Annotated in this window: 18 protein-coding genes; 13 read left to right on the plus strand and 5 right to left on the minus strand. The window is 65.8% G+C overall.

The features are described from left to right. Nucleotide 1 precedes the first annotated feature (1 nt). The 10 genes from EJ069_RS21525 to EJ069_RS21570 all read left to right on the plus strand — a co-directional run bounded on the left by EJ069_RS21525 (nt 2) and on the right by EJ069_RS21570 (nt 9,294). Nucleotides 2-1,108, plus strand: coding sequence for an ABC transporter ATP-binding protein (locus EJ069_RS21525; protein WP_126063012.1), 1,107 nt, complete (start codon nt 2-4; stop codon nt 1,106-1,108). Further along, nucleotides 1,101-2,114, plus strand: a complete 1,014-nt coding sequence (locus tag EJ069_RS21530; protein ID WP_126063013.1) for an ABC transporter ATP-binding protein — start codon at nt 1,101-1,103, stop codon at nt 2,112-2,114. Before EJ069_RS21525 ends, EJ069_RS21530 begins: the two co-directional genes overlap by 8 nt. Nucleotides 2,115-2,178: 64 nt before the next feature. Then, complete coding sequence (locus EJ069_RS21535; RefSeq protein ID WP_126063014.1) at nt 2,179-3,819, plus strand: dihydroxyacetone kinase subunit DhaK; 1,641 nt, start codon at nt 2,179-2,181, stop codon at nt 3,817-3,819. Nucleotides 3,820-3,829: 10 nt separating this feature from the next. Beyond that, nucleotides 3,830-4,429: a dihydroxyacetone kinase subunit DhaL gene (gene dhaL / locus EJ069_RS21540; RefSeq protein WP_126063015.1), complete on the plus strand. Its 600-nt coding sequence runs from the start codon at nt 3,830-3,832 to the stop codon at nt 4,427-4,429. Beyond that, on the plus strand, nt 4,429-4,818 hold the full coding sequence (dhaM, locus tag EJ069_RS21545; protein WP_042645089.1) for a dihydroxyacetone kinase phosphoryl donor subunit DhaM: 390 nt from the start codon (nt 4,429-4,431) through the stop codon (nt 4,816-4,818). The genes dhaL and dhaM overlap by 1 nt, the downstream gene beginning before the upstream one ends. A gap of 19 nt (nt 4,819-4,837) precedes the next feature. Continuing rightward, nucleotides 4,838-5,140: an HPr family phosphocarrier protein gene (locus EJ069_RS21550; protein WP_095817696.1), complete on the plus strand. Its 303-nt coding sequence runs from the start codon at nt 4,838-4,840 to the stop codon at nt 5,138-5,140. Between the two features lie 32 nt (nt 5,141-5,172). After that, nucleotides 5,173-6,747, plus strand: coding sequence for a phosphoenolpyruvate--protein phosphotransferase (gene ptsP / locus EJ069_RS21555; RefSeq protein ID WP_126063016.1), 1,575 nt, complete (start codon nt 5,173-5,175; stop codon nt 6,745-6,747). 4 nt (nt 6,748-6,751) lie between these two features. After that, nucleotides 6,752-7,183 carry a hypothetical protein gene (locus EJ069_RS21560; protein WP_189475916.1) on the plus strand — a complete coding sequence of 144 codons (432 nt, stop codon included), beginning with the start codon at nt 6,752-6,754 and terminating at the stop codon, nt 7,181-7,183. A gap of 31 nt (nt 7,184-7,214) precedes the next feature. After that, a complete protein-coding gene (gene dhaK / locus EJ069_RS21565) occupies nt 7,215-8,201 on the plus strand; it encodes a dihydroxyacetone kinase subunit DhaK (RefSeq protein ID WP_126063017.1) in 987 nt (328 codons plus the stop codon). Between the two features lie 67 nt (nt 8,202-8,268). Continuing rightward, nucleotides 8,269-9,294 carry a nucleotidyltransferase family protein gene (locus tag EJ069_RS21570; protein ID WP_126063018.1) on the plus strand — a complete coding sequence of 342 codons (1,026 nt, stop codon included), beginning with the start codon at nt 8,269-8,271 and terminating at the stop codon, nt 9,292-9,294. Here the strand turns inward: EJ069_RS21570 and EJ069_RS21575 are convergent. Genes EJ069_RS21575 through EJ069_RS21585 form a run of 3 tightly spaced genes read right to left on the minus strand, consistent with a single transcriptional unit; the run spans nt 9,282 to nt 10,989 of the window. Then, on the minus strand, nt 9,282-10,274 hold the full coding sequence (locus tag EJ069_RS21575; protein ID WP_126063019.1) for a serine kinase: 993 nt from the start codon (nt 10,272-10,274) through the stop codon (nt 9,282-9,284). The genes EJ069_RS21570 and EJ069_RS21575 overlap by 13 nt on opposite strands. Continuing rightward, complete coding sequence (locus EJ069_RS21580; RefSeq protein ID WP_126063020.1) at nt 10,271-10,702, minus strand: lasso peptide biosynthesis B2 protein; 432 nt, start codon at nt 10,700-10,702, stop codon at nt 10,271-10,273. The genes EJ069_RS21575 and EJ069_RS21580 overlap by 4 nt, the downstream gene beginning before the upstream one ends. After that, a complete protein-coding gene (locus EJ069_RS21585; RefSeq protein ID WP_126063021.1) occupies nt 10,702-10,989 on the minus strand; it encodes a PqqD family protein in 288 nt (95 codons plus the stop codon). The genes EJ069_RS21580 and EJ069_RS21585 overlap by 1 nt, the downstream gene beginning before the upstream one ends. Before the next feature lie 458 nt (nt 10,990-11,447). Here EJ069_RS21585 and EJ069_RS21590 point away from each other — a divergent pair, with 458 nt between their 5' ends. The 3 genes from EJ069_RS21590 to EJ069_RS21600 all read left to right on the plus strand — a co-directional run bounded on the left by EJ069_RS21590 (nt 11,448) and on the right by EJ069_RS21600 (nt 14,535). Continuing rightward, on the plus strand, nt 11,448-13,355 hold the full coding sequence (locus EJ069_RS21590) for a propionyl-CoA synthetase (protein WP_126063022.1): 1,908 nt from the start codon (nt 11,448-11,450) through the stop codon (nt 13,353-13,355). Between the two features lie 122 nt (nt 13,356-13,477). After that, nucleotides 13,478-13,723 carry a hypothetical protein gene (locus EJ069_RS21595; protein WP_126063023.1) on the plus strand — a complete coding sequence of 82 codons (246 nt, stop codon included), beginning with the start codon at nt 13,478-13,480 and terminating at the stop codon, nt 13,721-13,723. A 98-nt stretch (nt 13,724-13,821) separates the two neighbouring features. Beyond that, complete coding sequence (locus tag EJ069_RS21600; RefSeq protein ID WP_245456232.1) at nt 13,822-14,535, plus strand: metallophosphoesterase; 714 nt, start codon at nt 13,822-13,824, stop codon at nt 14,533-14,535. Nucleotides 14,536-14,579: 44 nt separating this feature from the next. On the opposite strand, the gene EJ069_RS21605 is transcribed toward EJ069_RS21600, so the two are convergent. Together EJ069_RS21605 and galU are read right to left on the minus strand one after the other, a co-directional pair. Then, nucleotides 14,580-16,961, minus strand: coding sequence for a polysaccharide biosynthesis tyrosine autokinase (locus EJ069_RS21605; RefSeq protein ID WP_126063025.1), 2,382 nt, complete (start codon nt 16,959-16,961; stop codon nt 14,580-14,582). Nucleotides 16,962-17,128: 167 nt separating this feature from the next. Then, a complete protein-coding gene (gene galU / locus EJ069_RS21610; RefSeq protein WP_126063026.1) occupies nt 17,129-18,025 on the minus strand; it encodes a UTP--glucose-1-phosphate uridylyltransferase GalU in 897 nt (298 codons plus the stop codon). Between the last annotated feature and the right edge of the window lie 22 nt (nt 18,026-18,047).

The following is an 18,047-nucleotide window of genomic DNA, read 5'->3' on the forward strand; positions in this document are numbered from 1 at the left end:
GATGGCCGAGATCCGTGTTCAGAACCTGAGGAAAGCCTTCGGCGCATTCGTCGCCGTGCAGGATTCCAATTTCGTCGTCGAGGACGGCGAGTTCTTCGTCATGCTCGGACCGTCCGGCTGCGGCAAGACAACGACGCTGCGTATGATCGCCGGCCTCGAGCTGCCCACGGGCGGCAAGATCCTGCTCGGCGGCGAGGACGTGACCATGCGCCGGGCGCGCGAGCGCGACATCGCCTTCGTCTTCCAGCTCTTCGCGCTCTATCCGCATATGAATGTGCGCAAGAATATCGGCTTTCCGCTGCTAGCGCAGGGCATGCCGGCAGCCGAAATCCGCAGCCGCGTCGAGGAGACCGCGAAGCTGTTGCGCATCGATCACCTGCTCGGCAAATCCGTCTCCGGCCTTGCCGGCGGCGACCGCCAGCGCGTCGCGCTCGGCCGCGCCATCGTGCGGCGGCCGAAATGTTTTCTCATGGACGAGCCGCTGGGGACCCTCGATACCGAGTTCCGCGATCTGATGGTGCATGAGCTGCGCGAGCTGCACAACCGCATCCACGCCACCACCGTCTACGTCACGCATGACCAGATGGAAGCGATGTCGATGGCCGACAAGATAGCGGTGATGAACCACGGCGTCATCGAGCAGTTCGGCACGCCGCGCGAGATCTACGACCGGCCGGCGACCATGTTCGTCGCCGATTTCATCGGCTCGCCGCCGATGAATTTCCTGAAATTCGGCGGCGGCCTCGCCAAGGGCGCGAAGGAGATCGTCGTTCAGGGCGCCAAGGTGGCGGTACCGGAAGTGCGCGAGGACGTCGCGCCCGCCGACATGGCGCTCGGCATCCGGCCCGAGCACATCCGCTTCGACGACGGCTCGAAGCTGCGCGGCGCGATCTACGGCACCGAATATCTCGGCACCACGCAGATCGTCGCGGTAGAGACGGCCGACGGCATCATCAAGGCGCGGGTGCCGGCCGGCATCCATCTCAGCCCCGGCGAGCAGGTCGGGCTGACGCTGAGCAGCGCGCGGCTGTCGCTGTTCGAGAAGGGCTCCGGACGCGCGGTCAGGACCGCCATGCATGATCAGGCAGCGGAGGCGCGCCATGGCTGATGTCCGTATCCAGGGCGTGACCAAGAGTTTTGGCGACACCGTCGCGATCGACGATCTCGACCTCGCGATCAAGGACGGCGAGTTCGTCGTGCTGCTTGGGCCGACCGGCGCCGGCAAGACAACGACGCTGAGGCTGATCGCCGGGCTGGAGCGGCCGGACAGCGGCACGATCCATATCGGCGGCCATGACGCGACGACCCTGTCGCCGGCCGAACGCGACACCGCTTTCGTCTTCCAGCAATATTCGCTCTATCCGCATCTGTCGGTGTTCGACAATCTCGCCTTCCCGCTGCGCTCCCCGGCGCGGCGCTTTCCGGAGGAGGCGGTGCGCCGCCGCGTCGAAGAGGTGGCGCGCATGGTGCGCATCGACCACAAGCTCGACAACCGCTCGACGAAGCTGTCGGGCGGCGAGATGCAGCGCGTCGCCATCGGCCGCGCCCTGGTGCGCAAGCCGGCGATCTACCTGATGGACGAGCCGCTGTCCTCGCTCGACGCCAAGCTGCGCGCCGATCTCCGGCTCGAGCTGAAGCGCATCCAATCCGAGCTCGGCGCCACCATGCTCTATGTCACGCATGACCAGATCGAGGCGATGACCATGGCCGACCGCATCGGCATCCTCGCCGACGGCGTCCTGGTGCAGATCGGCACGCCGCGCGCGATCTATTCCGAGCCGGCAAACCTTCATGTCGCGGCCCGCCTCGGTCAGCCGGCGATCAACCTTCTGCCGGCCGGGCTCTTGCCCGACGGCGGCGCGCCGACCGGAACGAAAACGATCGGCGCCCGCACCGAGCATCTCGCGATCGAGAAGGCAACGAACGGCCATGCCGACGGCGTCGTCGACTGGGTCGAGCATCTCGGCGACCAGAACCACCTGCATGTGACGGTGGGGGCGAAGAAGCTGGTGACGCTGACCGATCCCGACACGCCTTTAGCCAAGGGGGACAAGGTGACGATCCGCTACATCGCGCCGCTCTATTTCGGCTCGGACGGGCAAAGACTGATGTAGCCGAGACATCCCAAATATATTCGCATACCGATTGACGGCCGCAGATACGGACTGGACGAAATCCATGAAGCACTTTTTCAACCGCAAGGACACGATCGTCACCGAGGCGCTCGACGGCTTCCTCGCCACGGCGGGATCGGGCGCGCTCGCCCGCCTCGACGGCTATCCCGAGATCAAGGTCGTGCTGCGCGCCGACTGGGACAAGACCAAGGTGGCCGTGGTTTCGGGCGGCGGCGCCGGGCATGAACCCTCGCATGCCGGCTTCGTCGGCGCCGGCATGCTGACGGCGGCCGTCTCCGGCGAGATCTTCGCCTCGCCGAGCGTCGAGGCGGTGCTGGCGACGATCCGCGCCACGACCGGGCCCGCCGGCTGCCTGCTGATCGTGAAGAACTACACCGGCGACCGGCTGAATTTCGGGCTGGCCGCGGAGAAGGCGCGCGCTGAGGGCATGGCGGTCGAGATGGTGATCGTCGCCGACGATATCGCCCTTCCCGACATCGCGCAGCCGCGCGGCGTCGCCGGCACGCTGTTCGTGCACAAGATCGCCGGGCACCTGTCGGAATCCGGCCATGACTTGGCATCGGTTGCCGCGGCGGCGCGCGCGGCGGCCAAGGACATCGTTTCGCTCGGCATCTCGCTTTCCTCCTGCTCGATCCCCGGACAGGCGCATGAGGAGCGTTTCGGCGCTGATGACGGCGAGCTCGGACTCGGCATCCATGGCGAACCCGGCGTCGAGCGCATCGCCCTGGAGGCCGCCAGCAAGCTGGTCGCCATCATGGCGGAGCGCCTCGCGGCGCGGCTCGATCCGCACAGCCGCTACGCCCTGTTGATCAACAATCTCGGCTCGGTGCCGCCGCTCGAAATGGCGCTGATCGCGAATGCCGTGCTGTGTTCGTCGCTGGCAAAGGCGGTGGCGCTGACGATCGGGCCCGGGCACCTGATGACCGCGCTCAACATGAACGGCTTCTCGCTGTCGCTGATCAAGCTGGATGCGGAACGCGAGAAAGCGCTGCTGGCGCCCGTCGGCCCACATGCCTGGCTGCCCGCAAAGCCGGTTCGCGCACCGGTCGTCGTGGCGATGGCCAAGTCTGTCACCGGCACAGCCACGAAGCCCGCCAGCCGCGATGCGGCCGCCGAGCGGCTGATCAAAGCCGTCTGCCAGAAGCTGATCGCGCTCGAAGAGCCGCTCAACGCGCTCGACGCCAAGGCTGGCGACGGCGACACCGGCTCGACCGTGGCAACCGGGGCGCGCAGCATCCTCGAACGCATCGACACAATGCCGCTTGCCGATCGCGCCGCAACCGCCGCCGCGATCGGCGATACGCTGGGCACCTCGATGGGCGGTTCCAGCGGCGTGCTGTTGTCGATCTTCTTCACCGCAGCCTCGCAATCGCTCGGCGCCGGCGCACCGCTCACCAAGGCCTTGCTCGCCGGGCTCGACCGGATGACCTTCTATGGCGGCGCAAGGACCGGCGACCGCACCATGGTCGACGCGCTCGAGCCGGCGCTGAAAGCCCTTGACGCGAGCGGCCTGGAAGCGGCCGCCACGGCGGCCCGGCAGGGCGCCGAGGCGACCGCCGCGATGCAGAAGGCAAAGGCCGGCCGCTCCGCCTATATCGGCAGGCAACTCGACATCGCCGATCCGGGCGCCTTCGCGGTCGCCGAAGTTTTCGCTGCCGTGGCGGCTCTGTTCGCCCCGGCATGAAGGACGGACAATGGCCGCAGCCGATTTCTCCAGACTGATCACGGCGGCGGCCGATACGATCGCGGCGCATGCCGAGGAGTTGACCGCGCTCGACCAGGCGATCGGCGACGGCGACCACGGGCTGAACATGAAGCGCGGCTTCGAGGCGGTGCGCGCCGAGGCGGACGTCTTTTCAGCGAAGCCGCTGCCCGAAGCGCTGAAAGCGGTGGGCACCAAGCTGGTGATGACCGTGGGCGGCGCCTCCGGGCCGCTGTTCGGCACGTTCTTCATGGCGCTCGGCAAGGACCTGCCGGCGGCACCCGATAGAGACGGGCTGACGGCTGCGTTCGGCAGGGCGATCGAGGCGGTGGCCGCGCGCGGCAAATCGCAGCCGGGACAAAAAACCATGCTCGACGTGCTGCAGCCGGTGTATGAGGCGCTGGCGCAGGGCAAGACGGCCGGCGAGATCGCCGACGCAGCCGACAAGGCGGCGGAGGCCACCGTGCCGATGAAGGCCCTGCGCGGGCGCGCTTCCTTCCTGGGAGAGCGCTCGATCGGGCATATGGACGCCGGAGCGCGCTCGACCGCGCTTCTGGTGCGCGCGGTCGCGGAAGCGATAGAGGGCAATTGATGAGCAATGTCGGTATCGTCATCGTGTCGCATTCGCCTTTGGTTGCCGAGGGCACGGCCGACATGGTGCGCCAGATGGTGGGCGACGAAGTGCCGCTTGCATGGTGTGGCGGAAACGGCCATGGCGGGCTCGGCACCAGCGTCGAGGCGATCATGGGCGCGATCGACAAGGCCTGGTCGGAAGCGGGCGTCGCCATACTGGTGGATCTCGGCGGCGCCGAGACCAACTCGGAGATGGCGGTCGAGATGATCGGCGAGCCGCGCTCGCACAAGATCGTGGTCTGCAACGCGCCGATCGTCGAGGGCGCGGTGATGGCCGCGACCGAATCCTCCGGCGGCGCCTCGCTCAAGGAAGTGGTGGCGACGGCGCATGAACTGTCGCCGTCGTGAACGAACGGGAACCGACTGAATGTCCGCATCCGCCGAAGCAACGGTCCTGATCACCCACGCGGTGGGCCTGCATGCGCGCCCTTCGGTGAAGTTCACCAAGCTCGCCAAGACGTTCGCAGCCGAGGTGGAGGTGGCGGTGGCCGCCAACGGCCCCTGGTTCGACGCCAAGAGCATCGTCAAGGTGATGGCGGCGAAGGCGCCCAAGGGGACGCTGCTGCACATCCGCGCCAAGGGCGACGGCGCAAGCAAAGCGGTCGCGGCATTGGTCGACCTGGTGCAGCGCGATTTCGACGAGGATGCGGATCATGCCCGGTCCGCTTGAAAAGGATCCGCATGTCCGTGGGAAACCGGGTCATGCGGATTGAGGGTATCCCCGCCTCTCCCGGTTATGCCGAAGGTCCGCTGTTCGACCTCGACCAGCCTCCGGTCAGCTACAAGGCCAAGGCGAGCGCCGAGGAAGAACAAGCCGCACTGGTGAGCGCAATCGGCAAGGCCGTCGGCCGGCTGGCGGCGCTGGTCGAAACCGCCGATGGGGAGGCCGCCGGCATCCTCGAATTCCACATCGCCATGCTTGAGGACGATGCCTTGAGCGGTCCGGCCCTGGCGGCGATCGGTGCCGGGCAGCCGGCGGACGCCGCCTGGCGCGCGGCGCTCGACCGTGAGATCGCCGGCTACGAAGCGTCGGACCAGGACTATTTCCGCGCTCGCGCCGCCGATCTGCGCGACATCCGCGACCAGGTGCTGCGGGCGCTGAGCGCGGACGGCGAGGCGGCGGCGCCGCCGGGCGCGATCCTCCATGGCGAGGACATCGCGCCGACGCGCTTCCTCGAAACCGATTGGAGCAAGGGCGGCGGCATAGCACTGAGAGCCGGCAGCACGGCCAGCCATGTCGCGATGCTGGCGCGCTCGCGCGGCGTGCCGATGATCGTCGGTCTCGGCGCCTTGGCCGCACCGCCCACGGGCGACGCGCTGCTCGATGCCGAGCACGGCGCGATCATTTTCTCACCGTTGCCGGCCGAGGTCGAAACCTTCCGCCAATCGGCTTCCGCCTTCGCCGACCGCCTGGGCGCGGCGAAGACATTCCTGACGGAGCCGGCGGTGACCAAGGCCGGCACCGCGGTGCGCGTGCAGGTCAACATCGCCTACCCTTCCGATGTCGAAGGCATCGATATCGAGAGCTGCGACGGCGTCGGCCTGATGCGCACGGAATTCCTGTTCGGCAAGACATTGCCGGACGAGGAGACGCAATACCACGCCTACCGCAAGGTGCTGGAATGGGCCGGCGGCAAGCCGGTGACCATCCGCACCGTCGATGCCGGCGGCGACAAGCCGGTGCCGGGTTTCACCGTCGAGGAGACCAATCCGTTTCTCGGCCTGCGTGGCATCAGGCTGTCACTCAAGCGGCTGGATATCTTCCGCGCGCAGATCCGGGCATTGCTGCGCGCCGCCATCCACGGCAATCTGAGGGTGATGTTCCCGATGATCGCCACGCCTGACGAATACAGCCAAGCCGTCGCGCTGTTCGCGCAGGAACAGGCTGGGCTTGCCGCGCAGGGCGTGGCGCACAAGCTGCCGCCGCTCGGCATCATGGTCGAGGTGCCTTCCGTGGCGCTGGCGCCGGAGGATTTCGCCGACGTCGCCTTCTTCTCCATCGGCTCCAACGACCTGACGCAATATGTGATGGCGGCCGCGCGAGACAACGCAGCCGTGGCGCATCTCAATTCCGTCCGTCACTCGGCGGTGCTGCGGCTGATCACCGCGATCACGACCTTCGGACTGGAGAAGGGAATTCCGGTCAGCCTCTGCGGCGATGCCGGTGGCGACCCTGAAACCATCCCGGCGCTGCTCGAGGCCGGTTTGCGCGACCTCTCGGTCGCCCCTGCTCAACTGGCGATGGCCAAAGCGGCCATCGCGGACGTTGCGGTGTAGGCGCATGGCCAGGATGGAAAGAATACCGGAAGCAGGCTCGGAAGAGGCGATCCGCGCCTACAAGACGATCCTGTCGCAGGTCATCGACCAGCGCCCGTCCGGCATGCGCCAGCGCCTGGCCGACGCGCTCGGCAAGCACCGCAGCTTCGTCACGCAGATTTCCAGCCCCGCCTATACGATCCCGATCCCGTCAAAGCATCTGCCTTCCATCTTTTCCGTCTGCCATTTCAGCCAGGCCGAGCGCGACCAGTTCATGGCCGCCTATCACCAGGCGCATCCCGGCAAGGCGCCCGCGGCGTCCGGGCCGCGCAGGACGCGACACGTCTCGCTCATCGTGCCGGATTTCGGCGACGACAAGCAGAACGCCGCGCTCGACCGGGCGATCAACGACTTCATCCAGAAAATAACCAGCATCGCCGGCAAGGGCAGCGGCTGACCTTTGTTGCCGGGCTGTTTGGGAGGACGCCATGAAGAAATTTATGAACACGGTGGACACGGTTCTGACCGAAAGCCTCGACGGCTTCGCAGCCGCCCATGCCGATATCCTCATGCTTGGCGACGACCACAAATTCATCCGCCGCAAGGAGCTGAAACCCGGCAAAGTGGCGCTGATCTCCGGCGGCGGCTCCGGCCATGAGCCGCTGCATGGCGGGCTAGTCGGTCACGGCATGCTGGACGCCGCCTGCCCCGGCCAGGTCTTCACCTCGCCGACGCCGGACCAGATGCTCGCGGCCGTGCAGGCCGTCGACACGGGCGCCGGCTGCCTGTTCATCGTCAAGAATTACGAAGGCGATGTGATGAATTTCGACATGGCGGCCGAGATGGCGGACGGCGTGCTGCAGGTGGTGACCAATGACGACGTCGCGGTCGAGAACTCGTCCTACACGACCGGACGGCGCGGGGTGGCCGGCACGCTGGTGGTGGAAAAGATCGTCGGCGCCGCGGCCGAGCAAGGCATGGCGCTGCCCGCGCTCAAGGCGCTGGGCGACCGTGTCAACGCCGCGACACGCTCGATGGGCGTGGCGTTGACCAGCGGCACGGTGCCCGCGGCCGGCAAGCCGACCTTCGAGATCGGCGACGGCGAGATGGAATTCGGTGTCGGCATTCATGGCGAGCCTGGCCGGCGACGCGACGCGCTGAAGAGCGCCGACGCCATCGCCGAAGAGGTCTGCGCGGCGATCGGCGGCGATTTCGGCGACCGCGCCAAGGGGCCGGCGCTGCTGTTCGTCAACGGCTTCGGCGGCACGCCGTCGATGGAGCTCTATCTGATGTACAACAGCGCCCGCAGGATCTTTGAGAAACGGGGCGTGACGGTGATCCGCTCGCTCGTCGGATCCTATGTGACCTCGCTCGACATGGCAGGGTGCTCGATCACGCTGGCGATGCTTGACGACGATACCGCGGCGTTATGGGACGCGCCGGTGCATACCGCGGCGCTGCGCTGGGGAATGTAGCCGCCGCTGGCTTCACCGGCCCTTTTCTGGCAAGCATGCGCCGAACCTTGCCGCTGTTGCCTGAACGATGCTGCCCGAGCTTTCGCCTGCCCAGGAAAAACTGCTGATCAGCCTTGCCGACCCCGAGGCGCCCGCCGATTGGAACAATGACGTTTCCGCAGGCGACCTGCTGGCGCTGCTCGCCAATGCGGAGTTCCACGGCGTGCTGCCGATCGTGCTGCGCAAGCTCCGGGAACGCGGCGACGCCAAGCTGCCGCAAGACGTGGGTCTGCGGCAAAAGCTTGCCGAATTGCGCGACCAGATGACGATGGCGACCGGGCAGTCGATGCTGCTGCAATATCACGGCGACCGCATCATGAAGGCGCTGGCGGCGAAAGGTGTTCCGGCGCGAATCGTCAAGGGGCCGGTGTTCGCGCGCAGGCTCTACCACCAGCCTGCCGACCGGCCGTTCACCGACATCGACATTCTCGTCGACCCCGCCGGCATCGAGGAAGCCAACAGGACGATCGCCGAATGCGGCTTCAGGCTCGGCAGCGGCGAGGCGGAGTCGCACCAACTGCAGGAGTTCAAATGGCTGGAGAAAGAGAATTCCAGGCTGCTGATCGAATTGCACGGCAATCTGGTGCACGACACCGGCATGCGCCGGCGCCTGTCGCTCGGCTTCCCCGAGCTGCAGGCGATCGACGGCGGCGAAACCGATACGCCGGCCGCACTTCTGACCATCGCCATCGTCCATGCCGCCGGCGGCCACAAATTCCACCGGCTGCAGCTGTGTGTCGACGTACTGCAAGGCGTGCGGGCGCTGAGATCGCCGGAAGACGAAGCGCGCCTGCTGGAGGCGGCCCGCATGACCGGCATAGAGCTTGAGCTGGCGACGGTCCTCAACGTCACCGGACGTCTGTTCGACGCGCCGCGCGCGATCAAGCTTGCGAACCGCATCGAGCCGGACCTCTCGATACGGCTGGCGAAATGGCTGATCACCGGCAACATGCTGCTGCGTGTCAACTCGCGCGAAAAGCTGCGCTCGCGCCTCAGCCGCGACGCCTTCCGCTGGGTGCAGAGGCTGGCGCGAGCACGGCCCTATCCGGCCTGACGCAGCGCGGCGCGGATCAGCTGCGCCGCTTCGGCCGGCCTCGCGCCCACTTCCAGCGTGAAGGTCGGCACCGTCTTGACCAATATTGCGATCGTAGCCATTCGCCTTTTCTGCAGCGGCAAAAGCCCGGTCATGCCGGTCCTCACATTGTCGGCGGCCAAAGCCACCATGGCATCGGTCCTGGCCATGGGCACCAGCCTTGTCTTGCCATCGGCCGAGCGGGCAAGATGAAGAAGAGCCGCGATCGGCCTGGCGCGAACATCCTCGACACGGACGATCTCGGCAAGGCGATCGAGCGACACGGCCTGCTCGCCCTCCGCATCCCATGTCTCGCCAAGGCAGGGCGACACGAAAGGCAGCATCGCTGCGGTGTTGCGATGGATCTTCACTTTACGCGGCATGCCCCAGGCCGTGACGCCGTCCTGTGTCGCCCTGAGGATCATGACGTCGTCGGAACAGAGGCCAAAGCCCTGCGAGGCGAGCGCCAGCGACGTCGTCGACTTGCCGGTGCCGCTCGGCGCATGGATCAGCACGAGCGTATCGCTGCCCGGCAGCGTCAGGCCGGCCGTGTGCAGCATGTGCTGCCCTCCGGCATCGAGCGCGGCATCCAGCACCATCATCAGCAGCGTCCATTTGATCTTGCTGTCCGGGTGAACGCTGATTTCGGCGCAGCTTTCCTTGTCGCGGATCGACAGCGTCTGCTGGCCTGGAAAGACGAGGTGGAAGACGTCCCCGGCGTCGATCATCCGGCAATGGCCATCGAAGGGCACTTCGCCATCGAAAGCCAATTTCCCTTCAGGGTTTTCCTGCAGATCAAGCGTTTCGATGATATCGACACGAAAGCCGGGCCGGGCGGCCTCGCTCACACGCAGCGCGCCGAGCATCAGATCGAAGCTCGGCCAGAGGTCGGCGCGGGCGGCGGTGACGCTTATGACCTGCCCTTTGAGGTCGTAGCAGAAAGTCGTTGTCCGGTCGCTCAAGCAGCGGACGCCTTCACGCTGGGCGGATGGCGGTAGATTTCAACCATGCCGGGCTGACTGTCGCTGACCACCGGCTTGCCGTCGAGGCAGACCCAGCAATGGGCCGAAAGGCGGGGCTCGTGCATCGATTTGGCGTCGACGCCGAAACGCAGCTCCGGGTCGAGGCCGGCCATGCGCAGAAAACGGAAGCCGAGCAGACCCTCGCGAAGACATCTGCGGTCGCGCATGAGCCAGGGCCGCCGCACCGTTCGGTTGACGCGCTGGACGATATAGGTCCAGGGCAAGTCACGATAGGGCGCGGGCGAGCGCAGCGGCGCCAGTTTCAGCACGCTTTCGAAATCGCGCCGGCCGACCAGCACCGGCAGCAGCCTGGCGCTGAGCCACAAATGGGCACGGAACAGGGCGCGCAGGACCGGCCCGTCGGTCATCACAGGCCCGAGTCGGCGAGGATGCCTTCAGCCACCAGCTCGGCGGCCAATTCGGCCATATCCTCGTCGAGCGTTGCCTTGTCGACCTCGAATTCGTCCGACAGCAGGTCGATGATCTGGCCGAGGCTGCGCGTGCCATCGACCTTGTCGAGAAAAGCCTCGGTCGTGTCGTTGCAGGTGTAGAGCTGGCCGCTGCGCGCCAACAGCACGACGGCGCCATCGCCGACATGCTGCACGGACGCATCGTCCGCCATCCGAAGCACCGTTTTGGAACCAATCTCGGCCATGCGCCCACTCCCCTTCGCCCGGGAGCAAATAGCGCGGCACCGCGAGGCTGTCCATCGCCATGGGCGGCGGAGGGAACGACCGGCCGTGCCGGGCGGCCCGCCGTGGGGCGAATATTAGCGAGGTCTTGCCTTCCTGCCCTTGCGTAAGCTATGAGTCCGCCCGGCTTTGGGGGAGTGATCTATATGCGTTACAATTGGGAACGGGCTCCGACGGCGTTCGAACGCCATCGCAAGGCGCTTGCGGCGGCGATCCTGATCGCCGGCGGCGTCGGGCTGATGCTGGCGGCGCTGCCGCTTTAAGCCGGCTTATATCACGGCCAGCAAGAGCGGCGACGCCATGGCGGCGCCGGACAGGGGAGCTTGCCGGGCGATATCGACGAAAGTCAGGAAGACATGGCCTATGAAAGCGACTTAGGCTATTCCCAGACGGCAAAAAAATGTCCTGGGAGGGAATGTCGATGGCCTCACGCTATCACGAAGTCTATGAGGGCTGGAAACGCGACCCCGTAGGGTTCTGGGCCGAAGCGGCGAAGGCGATCGACTGGTACAAGCCGGCCGAGAAGATCTTCGATCCGGCGCAAGGCGTCTATGGCCGCTGGTTCGTCGGCGCTTCCTGCAACACCTGCTACAATGCGATCGACCGCCATGTCGCCGGCGGCCGCGCCGACCAGCTGGCGCTGATCCATGACAGCGCGATCACCGGCACGATCCGGAAATTCACCTATACCGAACTTAAGCGCGAGGTGGTGGCGCTGGCCTCCGTGATGCGGCATCGCGGCGTCGGCAAGGGCGACCGCGTCATCATCTACATGCCGATGGTGGCGGAAGCGGCGATTGCGATGCTGGCCTGCGCGAGGCTAGGTGCCGTGCATTCGGTGGTGTTCGGAGGCTTCGCCTCGCATGAGCTCGCCACCCGTATCGACGACGCCAAGCCTAAGCTGATCGTCAGCGCTTCCTGCGGCCTGGAGCCCGGTCGCATCGTCGCCTACAAGCCGCTGCTCGACAAGGCGATCGAGATGTCGAAGCACAAGCCCGACGCCTGCCTCATCCTGCAGCGCGAGCAACTGCGCTGCGAGATGAAGGACAATTACGATATCGACTATGCCGATGCGGTCGCCCGCGAGCGCGCCGCCGGCGCCAATGTCGACTGCGTGCCGGTGCTGGCCACCGATCCGCTCTACATCATCTACACCTCCGGCACGACCGGCCAGCCGAAGGGCATCGTGCGCGACAATGGCGGCCATATGGTCGCGCTGAAATGGACCATGGACAACGAGTTCGGCGTCAAGCCGGGCGAAGTGTTCTGGGCGGCTTCCGACGTCGGCTGGGTGGTCGGCCATTCCTACATCGTCTACGGGCCGCTTCTGCATGGCTGCACCAGCGTGCTGTTTGAGGGCAAGCCGATCGGCACGCCGGACGCCGGCACCTATTGGCGGGTGATCTCGCAGCATGGCGTCGTGGCGCTGTTCACCGCGCCGACCGCGTTCCGCGCCATCAAGGGGCAGGACCCCAAGGGCGAGTTCGTGCCGAAATACGACCTGTCGAAATTCCGCACTTTGTTCCTTGCCGGCGAGCGCGCCGACCCCGAGACCATCAAATGGGCCGAGCAGAAGCTCGATCGGCCGGTGGTCGACCATTGGTGGCAGACAGAGACCGGCTCGCCGATGACGATCAATCCGGCGGGTCTCGGGCTGTTGCCGGTGAAATACGGCTCGCCCGGCGTGCCGATGCCGGGCTATGACATCCGCATCCTCGACGATGCCGGCCACGAGGTGCCGCGCGGCACACTCGGCAATGTCGTGGTCAAGCTGCCGCTGCCCGCCGGCTGCCTGCCGACGCTGTGGAATGCCGACGGCCGCTTCCGCCAGGCCTATCTCGAGGAGTTCCCCGGCTACTACAAGACGGCTGACGCCGGCATGATGGACGAGGACGGCTATCTCTATGTGATGGCCCGCACCGACGACATCATCAATGTCGCCGGCCACCGTCTCTCGACCGGCGCCATGGAAGAAGTACTGGCCGCGCATCCCGACGTCGCCGAATGCGCCGTCATCGGCATCGCCGATGCCATGAAGGGCCAGGTGCCGCTGGGTTTCGTCGTGCTCAATGCCGGTGTGGCGCGCGACAGCGGCGCGATCGAAAGCGAGGTCGTGGGGCTGGTGCGCGAGCGGATCGGCCCGGTTGCCGCCTTCAAGACCGTGGTGACGATCAAGCGGCTGCCCAAGACCCGTTCCGGCAAGATCCTGCGCGGCACGATGCAGAAGATCGCCGACAAGGAGGAATGGGCGATGCCGGCGACCATCGACGATCCCGCGATCCTCGACGAGATCACGGCGGCGCTGAAGGGCCGCGGCATCGGAGTGTAGCAGCCCGGCAGACGGCCGCGTTAATAATGTATTAGCCAGTTTCCCCCGCGCTGCAATCGCTTGTTGTGCGATGCAGCATCAGACTTTAAAGTTTGCGTGGGGGGCCATACCGAAGGCACGGCATGGCTCAACAAGAGACGACATTCGGCGGCGTCGACATTCCGCGCTTCCTGGCCGGCGTCCCCATGATCGCCGTGAACCGGCCGGTAGAGGCCGACGGCGAGCCGCGCACCCTGCCGCCGCTCGGTCCCACCCTGTTCCGTCATCCGTTGAAGCCTGCCGAGAGGGGGCTACCGTTTCGTGGAAGCGGGAAGCCGCTCGTCTGGCTGCCTGGACCGCCGGTGTGGAATTGTTTGCTTTCGGCATGATATCGAGGCGCAAATCAGTGCAGATATCCGAGCCTCAATCCGTGAGCCTGTTCCAACGATCGAAACGTCCTCGACCCGCGCCGCGCGAGCGCCTTGTGATGGATATGCGCGACACGATCGTCTATGCGATCGGCGACGTGCATGGCTGTCATGACGAGTTGCGCGCGCTGGAACAGAAAATCGAGCTCGACGCACAGCGGTTCCGCGGCCGCAAGATGATCATCATGCTGGGCGACTATGTCGATCGCGGGCCGCATTCGCGGCGCGTGATCGACCATCTGATGGCGCCGCCGCCAAGGGGTTTTCAGCGCGTCTGCCTCGTGGGAAACCATGAAGTCGCGCTGCTCCTCTATCTGGACGGTCATCTCTCACGTGAAACCTGGCTCGGCTATGGCGGCCGCGAGACCCTGTTCTCCTACGGCGTCGACCCCGACCGGCTGATTAGCCTCTACGGTTCGAGCGCCCAGGCGGATGCGCGCATACGCGAGGCTATTCCCGCCAGCCATGTCGACTTCCTGCGCACGCTGCCGGCGATGGTCTGCTCCGACCAATTCGTCTTCGTGCATGCCGGCATCCGGCCTGGCATCTCGCTGGAGGCACAGGACGAGGGCGACCTCCTCAACATCCGTGAGGAGTTCTTCGAGGCGGCGCACCGGCTCGACCGCTGGGTGGTGCACGGGCACACCATCGTCGACGTCCCAAAGCTCGACGGACGCCGGCTCGACATCGACACCGGCGCCTTCCAGACCGGGCGGCTGACCGCGCTCAGGATCGTCGGCAAATACGGCCGGCTGCTGTCCTCACGGGATTAGGCAATTCGCCGTTTCGGGCTGAACCGCCCTGATCCTGTTCCACGTCAGGCAGCCTGCTTGGCGCGCGCTTCCGACTTCTCCAGATAGTAGCTCGAGTAGCGGTCGAAGAACCGTTCCGAGCCGCCGAGCGCGCCGTATTTGGCCAGCTTCTTCAAATCGACCTTGTTGAGCACCGCCCCAATCACCTTGTTGGCAATATAAGGCTCCGATTCCAGCATCGAGCGCACCATGTTGCGCGGCGTGCGGCCCCATTCGGTGACCAGCACGAAGCCGTCGACCAGCGGCGCGAAGGCTTTGGCGTCGACCACAGGTCCGAGCGGCGGCAGGTCGACGATGATGTACTCGAACGTCTCCTTGGCGTTCTCGATGAAGCGCCGCATACCGGCGGAGCCCAGCAGCTCGCTGGTGTGCGAGAACTGGCCACGGAGCACGGCTGGAATGATCGCAAGCTTGGTCTGGCGGTCGACCTTGCCGACCGACTGCCAGGTCTGGCCATTGACCACCGCTTCCATCAGGCCCTGCTCGGCCTCCATGCCAAGGCTGCGGCTCAAGCCAGGATTGCGCAGGTCGCCGTCGACGAGCAAGGTCTTGGCGCCATTTGCGGCAAGCAGGCCGGCTAGGTTCGCGGCCACCGTCGATTTGCCCTCGCCCGGCAGCACCGAAATGACGCCGATGACCCGGCTGCCGCGGTCCTCCATCACGACGTCGAAGGCGATCTTGGCGTTGCGCAGCGTCTCGGCGAACATCGAAGCCGGAGCATCGATGCTGACGCGCATGCGCGCGCGCCTCTCGGCCGAGGAGAGGCTGGCCACCTTGCCGTCGACCGGCAGGTCGTCGGCCTTGGAATCCTTGGCCCTGCCGCCGCCGATCGTCGGCAGATAGCCGAGGAATTTCAGGCCGGCGCGATCACGAATATCCTCGCCCGTCCTGAAGAAGCGCTCGTTGAACTCGTTGAGGCCGCCGAAACCGGCGCCGAGCATCAGGCCGAGCACCAGCGACAGAGCCAGCACACGCATGGTGCGAGGGCCCGAGGCCGCCAGCGGCATCGTCGCGTCGGAAATGATGCGGACCTTGCCGACCGGGAAGGACTGCTGCTGTGAAGCTTCCTCATAGCGGCTGAGGAAGGTCTGGTAGAGCGTGGTCAGCGCCTGCGCCTGCTGGTCGAGTTCCTTCAGCTTCACCTGCGACTGATTGTCGATCGAGCTCTTGCCGGCGGCTGTGGAAATCTTGTCCCGAAGCGCGGTCTCGCGCGCCTGCGCCACTTCGAAGTCGTTGCGGTAGCTTTCGGTGATCTGCTTCAGCTGCCCGAAGATCTGCGCCGAGACATCGGCTTTTTCCTTGGCCAGCGCGACCGCCTGCGGGTGATCCTTGCCGAAATTGGTCTCGACGTCCTGCAGGCGCTTGGCAATGGCCAGATAGCGGGTCTTGAGCCCGATGATGACCGAGCTGCTCGGCTGGTCAGCCGCTATGGCCGAATCGTTGAAGGCGCTTTCCGAGCCGCTGTCGACGATCGCCTTGTACTGCTGGTAGCGGGCGCTGGTGCGAGCCGTATCGGCCTGCGCGACGATGAGCTGGGCGTTAAGGTCGGCGAGTTGCTTGTCGCTCAGCAACTGGCCGTCGCTGTTGGCGGAAAGGCCGTGCTCGGCCCTGAACTTCTCGACCGCCAGCGAAGCGGCCTGCGAGCTTTCGCGCAACTCGGTCAGCCGGCCCTGCAGCCACACGGCCGCGCGCTCGGTGGCGTCGAAGCTGGCGTTGAGCTGGTCGGCGAGATAGGCGTCCGCATAGGCCTTGGTGATGGCCGTGGCGAGTGCAGGATTTGTCGCCTGGTAGCTGATGCTGATGACATTGGAGCGGCTGACGCGATCGGCCGATAATCCTGTCTGCAGCATAAGAACCGCGTAGTCGTGAGTCGCGGTCTTGATCATGGCTTCGCGCGTGGCGGCATCGACATTCTGGATGCCGGGGAGTTGATCGGTGGCATTGCCGCGGAAATAGGCGACGATGCCGCGCAGGAACCCAATGCCCTTGGCCAGAGCCGATTGAGGCGGGCTCATGAAGTCCTGGTTCTGGTCGAGCTTCAACTTGTCGACCACCTCCGACGCCAGCCGCGCCGAATTGAGGATCTCGATCTGGCTGAGGATCGTCGCGTCGGTCTGCCGCGTGGCGCTGGCGGCCGAGATGTCGTCCATGACCTTGTTCATGCCCTCGTCGATCAGGACGCTCGCCACGGACGTATACTGCTTGGGCGTGGTCTGCAGATAGACCACGCCCAGGACCAGACCGATGGCGGCGCAGATCGCCACCACCTTGGCCTGACGGGCGGCCATGCCGAGCAGACGCTCGACATCGATGAACTCTTCACCCTTTTCCTGATCGGCACTGGGCAAGGGCGTCCTCTTGTCGAGAGGGAAGTTGGCATAATTCATGTTCGGTCCAATTCCAGGTTGCAGGCGCTATCGGCCTTGGTAGATCCGCGTCGTGACCAGAAAAGACCGCGCAACGTTGCTGCCAGGATGCGCCAGGCCTGAAGGCCCGGGCGCCTGAGTGGCTGTCGCGCCATCGCGAAACCGCATATGCACCCGAAAGATGGGCATTATGCGGCTACTTCCCGGCGCTCATGCGACCGGACGAATTGCTGCAGCATTTCGAAGACAGGGCCTTTCATGTCGTCGCGAGCCAGGGCGAAGGCGATGGTGGCTTCGATGAAGCCTTCCTTGGAGCCGCAGTCGAACATGCGGCCATCGAAAGGCTGGGCATAGAAGGGCTGGCTCTGGGCGAGGCGCACCATGGCGTCGGTGAGCTGGATCTCGTTGCCGGCGCCGCGCTGCTGATTGCCGAGCAGCGCGAAGATCTCCGGCTGCAGCACGTAGCGGCCATTGATGTAGAAATTCGACGGCGCCTTGGCGGGCGCCGGCTTTTCGACCATCTCAGTGACCTGGAAGCCGGAGCCGACCTCGTCGCCGCGGCCGACAATGCCGTATTTGCTGGTTTCGGCGGGATCGCAGCGCTCGACGGCGATGACGTTGCCGCCGGTCCGCTGATAAAGATCGACGGTCTCGGCGAGGCAGCCGCGCGCGCCGAAGGACACCATGTCGGGAAGCAGCAGCGCGAAGGGCTCGTTGCCGATCACGTCGCGAGCGCACCAGACGGCATGGCCGAGGCCCTGCGGCGACTGCTGGCGGATGAAGGAGGTGGCGCCGGCCACTGGCAGCAGGCTCTCCAGCGATTCGAGCTGCGCCTTCTTGCCGGTCTGTTCCAGCGTGCCGATCAGTTCAGGATGCAGGTCGAAATAGTCCTCGATAACCGCCTTGTTGCGGCCGGTGACGAAGACGATGTGCTCGATGCCGGCTTCGAACGCCTCGTCGACGGCATATTGCACGACGGGCTTGTCGACGACGGGAAGCATTTCCTTCGGCATGGACTTGGTTGCCGGCAGGAACCGCGTTCCGAGCCCCGCCACCGGGATGACTGCCTTCCTGACTTTCTGCATCTGGTCTTCCTTCTGAGAGAAA

The sequence above is a fragment of the Mesorhizobium sp. M2A.F.Ca.ET.043.05.1.1 genome (genome assembly GCF_003952445.1).
Lineage (GTDB): Bacteria > Pseudomonadota > Alphaproteobacteria > Rhizobiales > Rhizobiaceae > Mesorhizobium.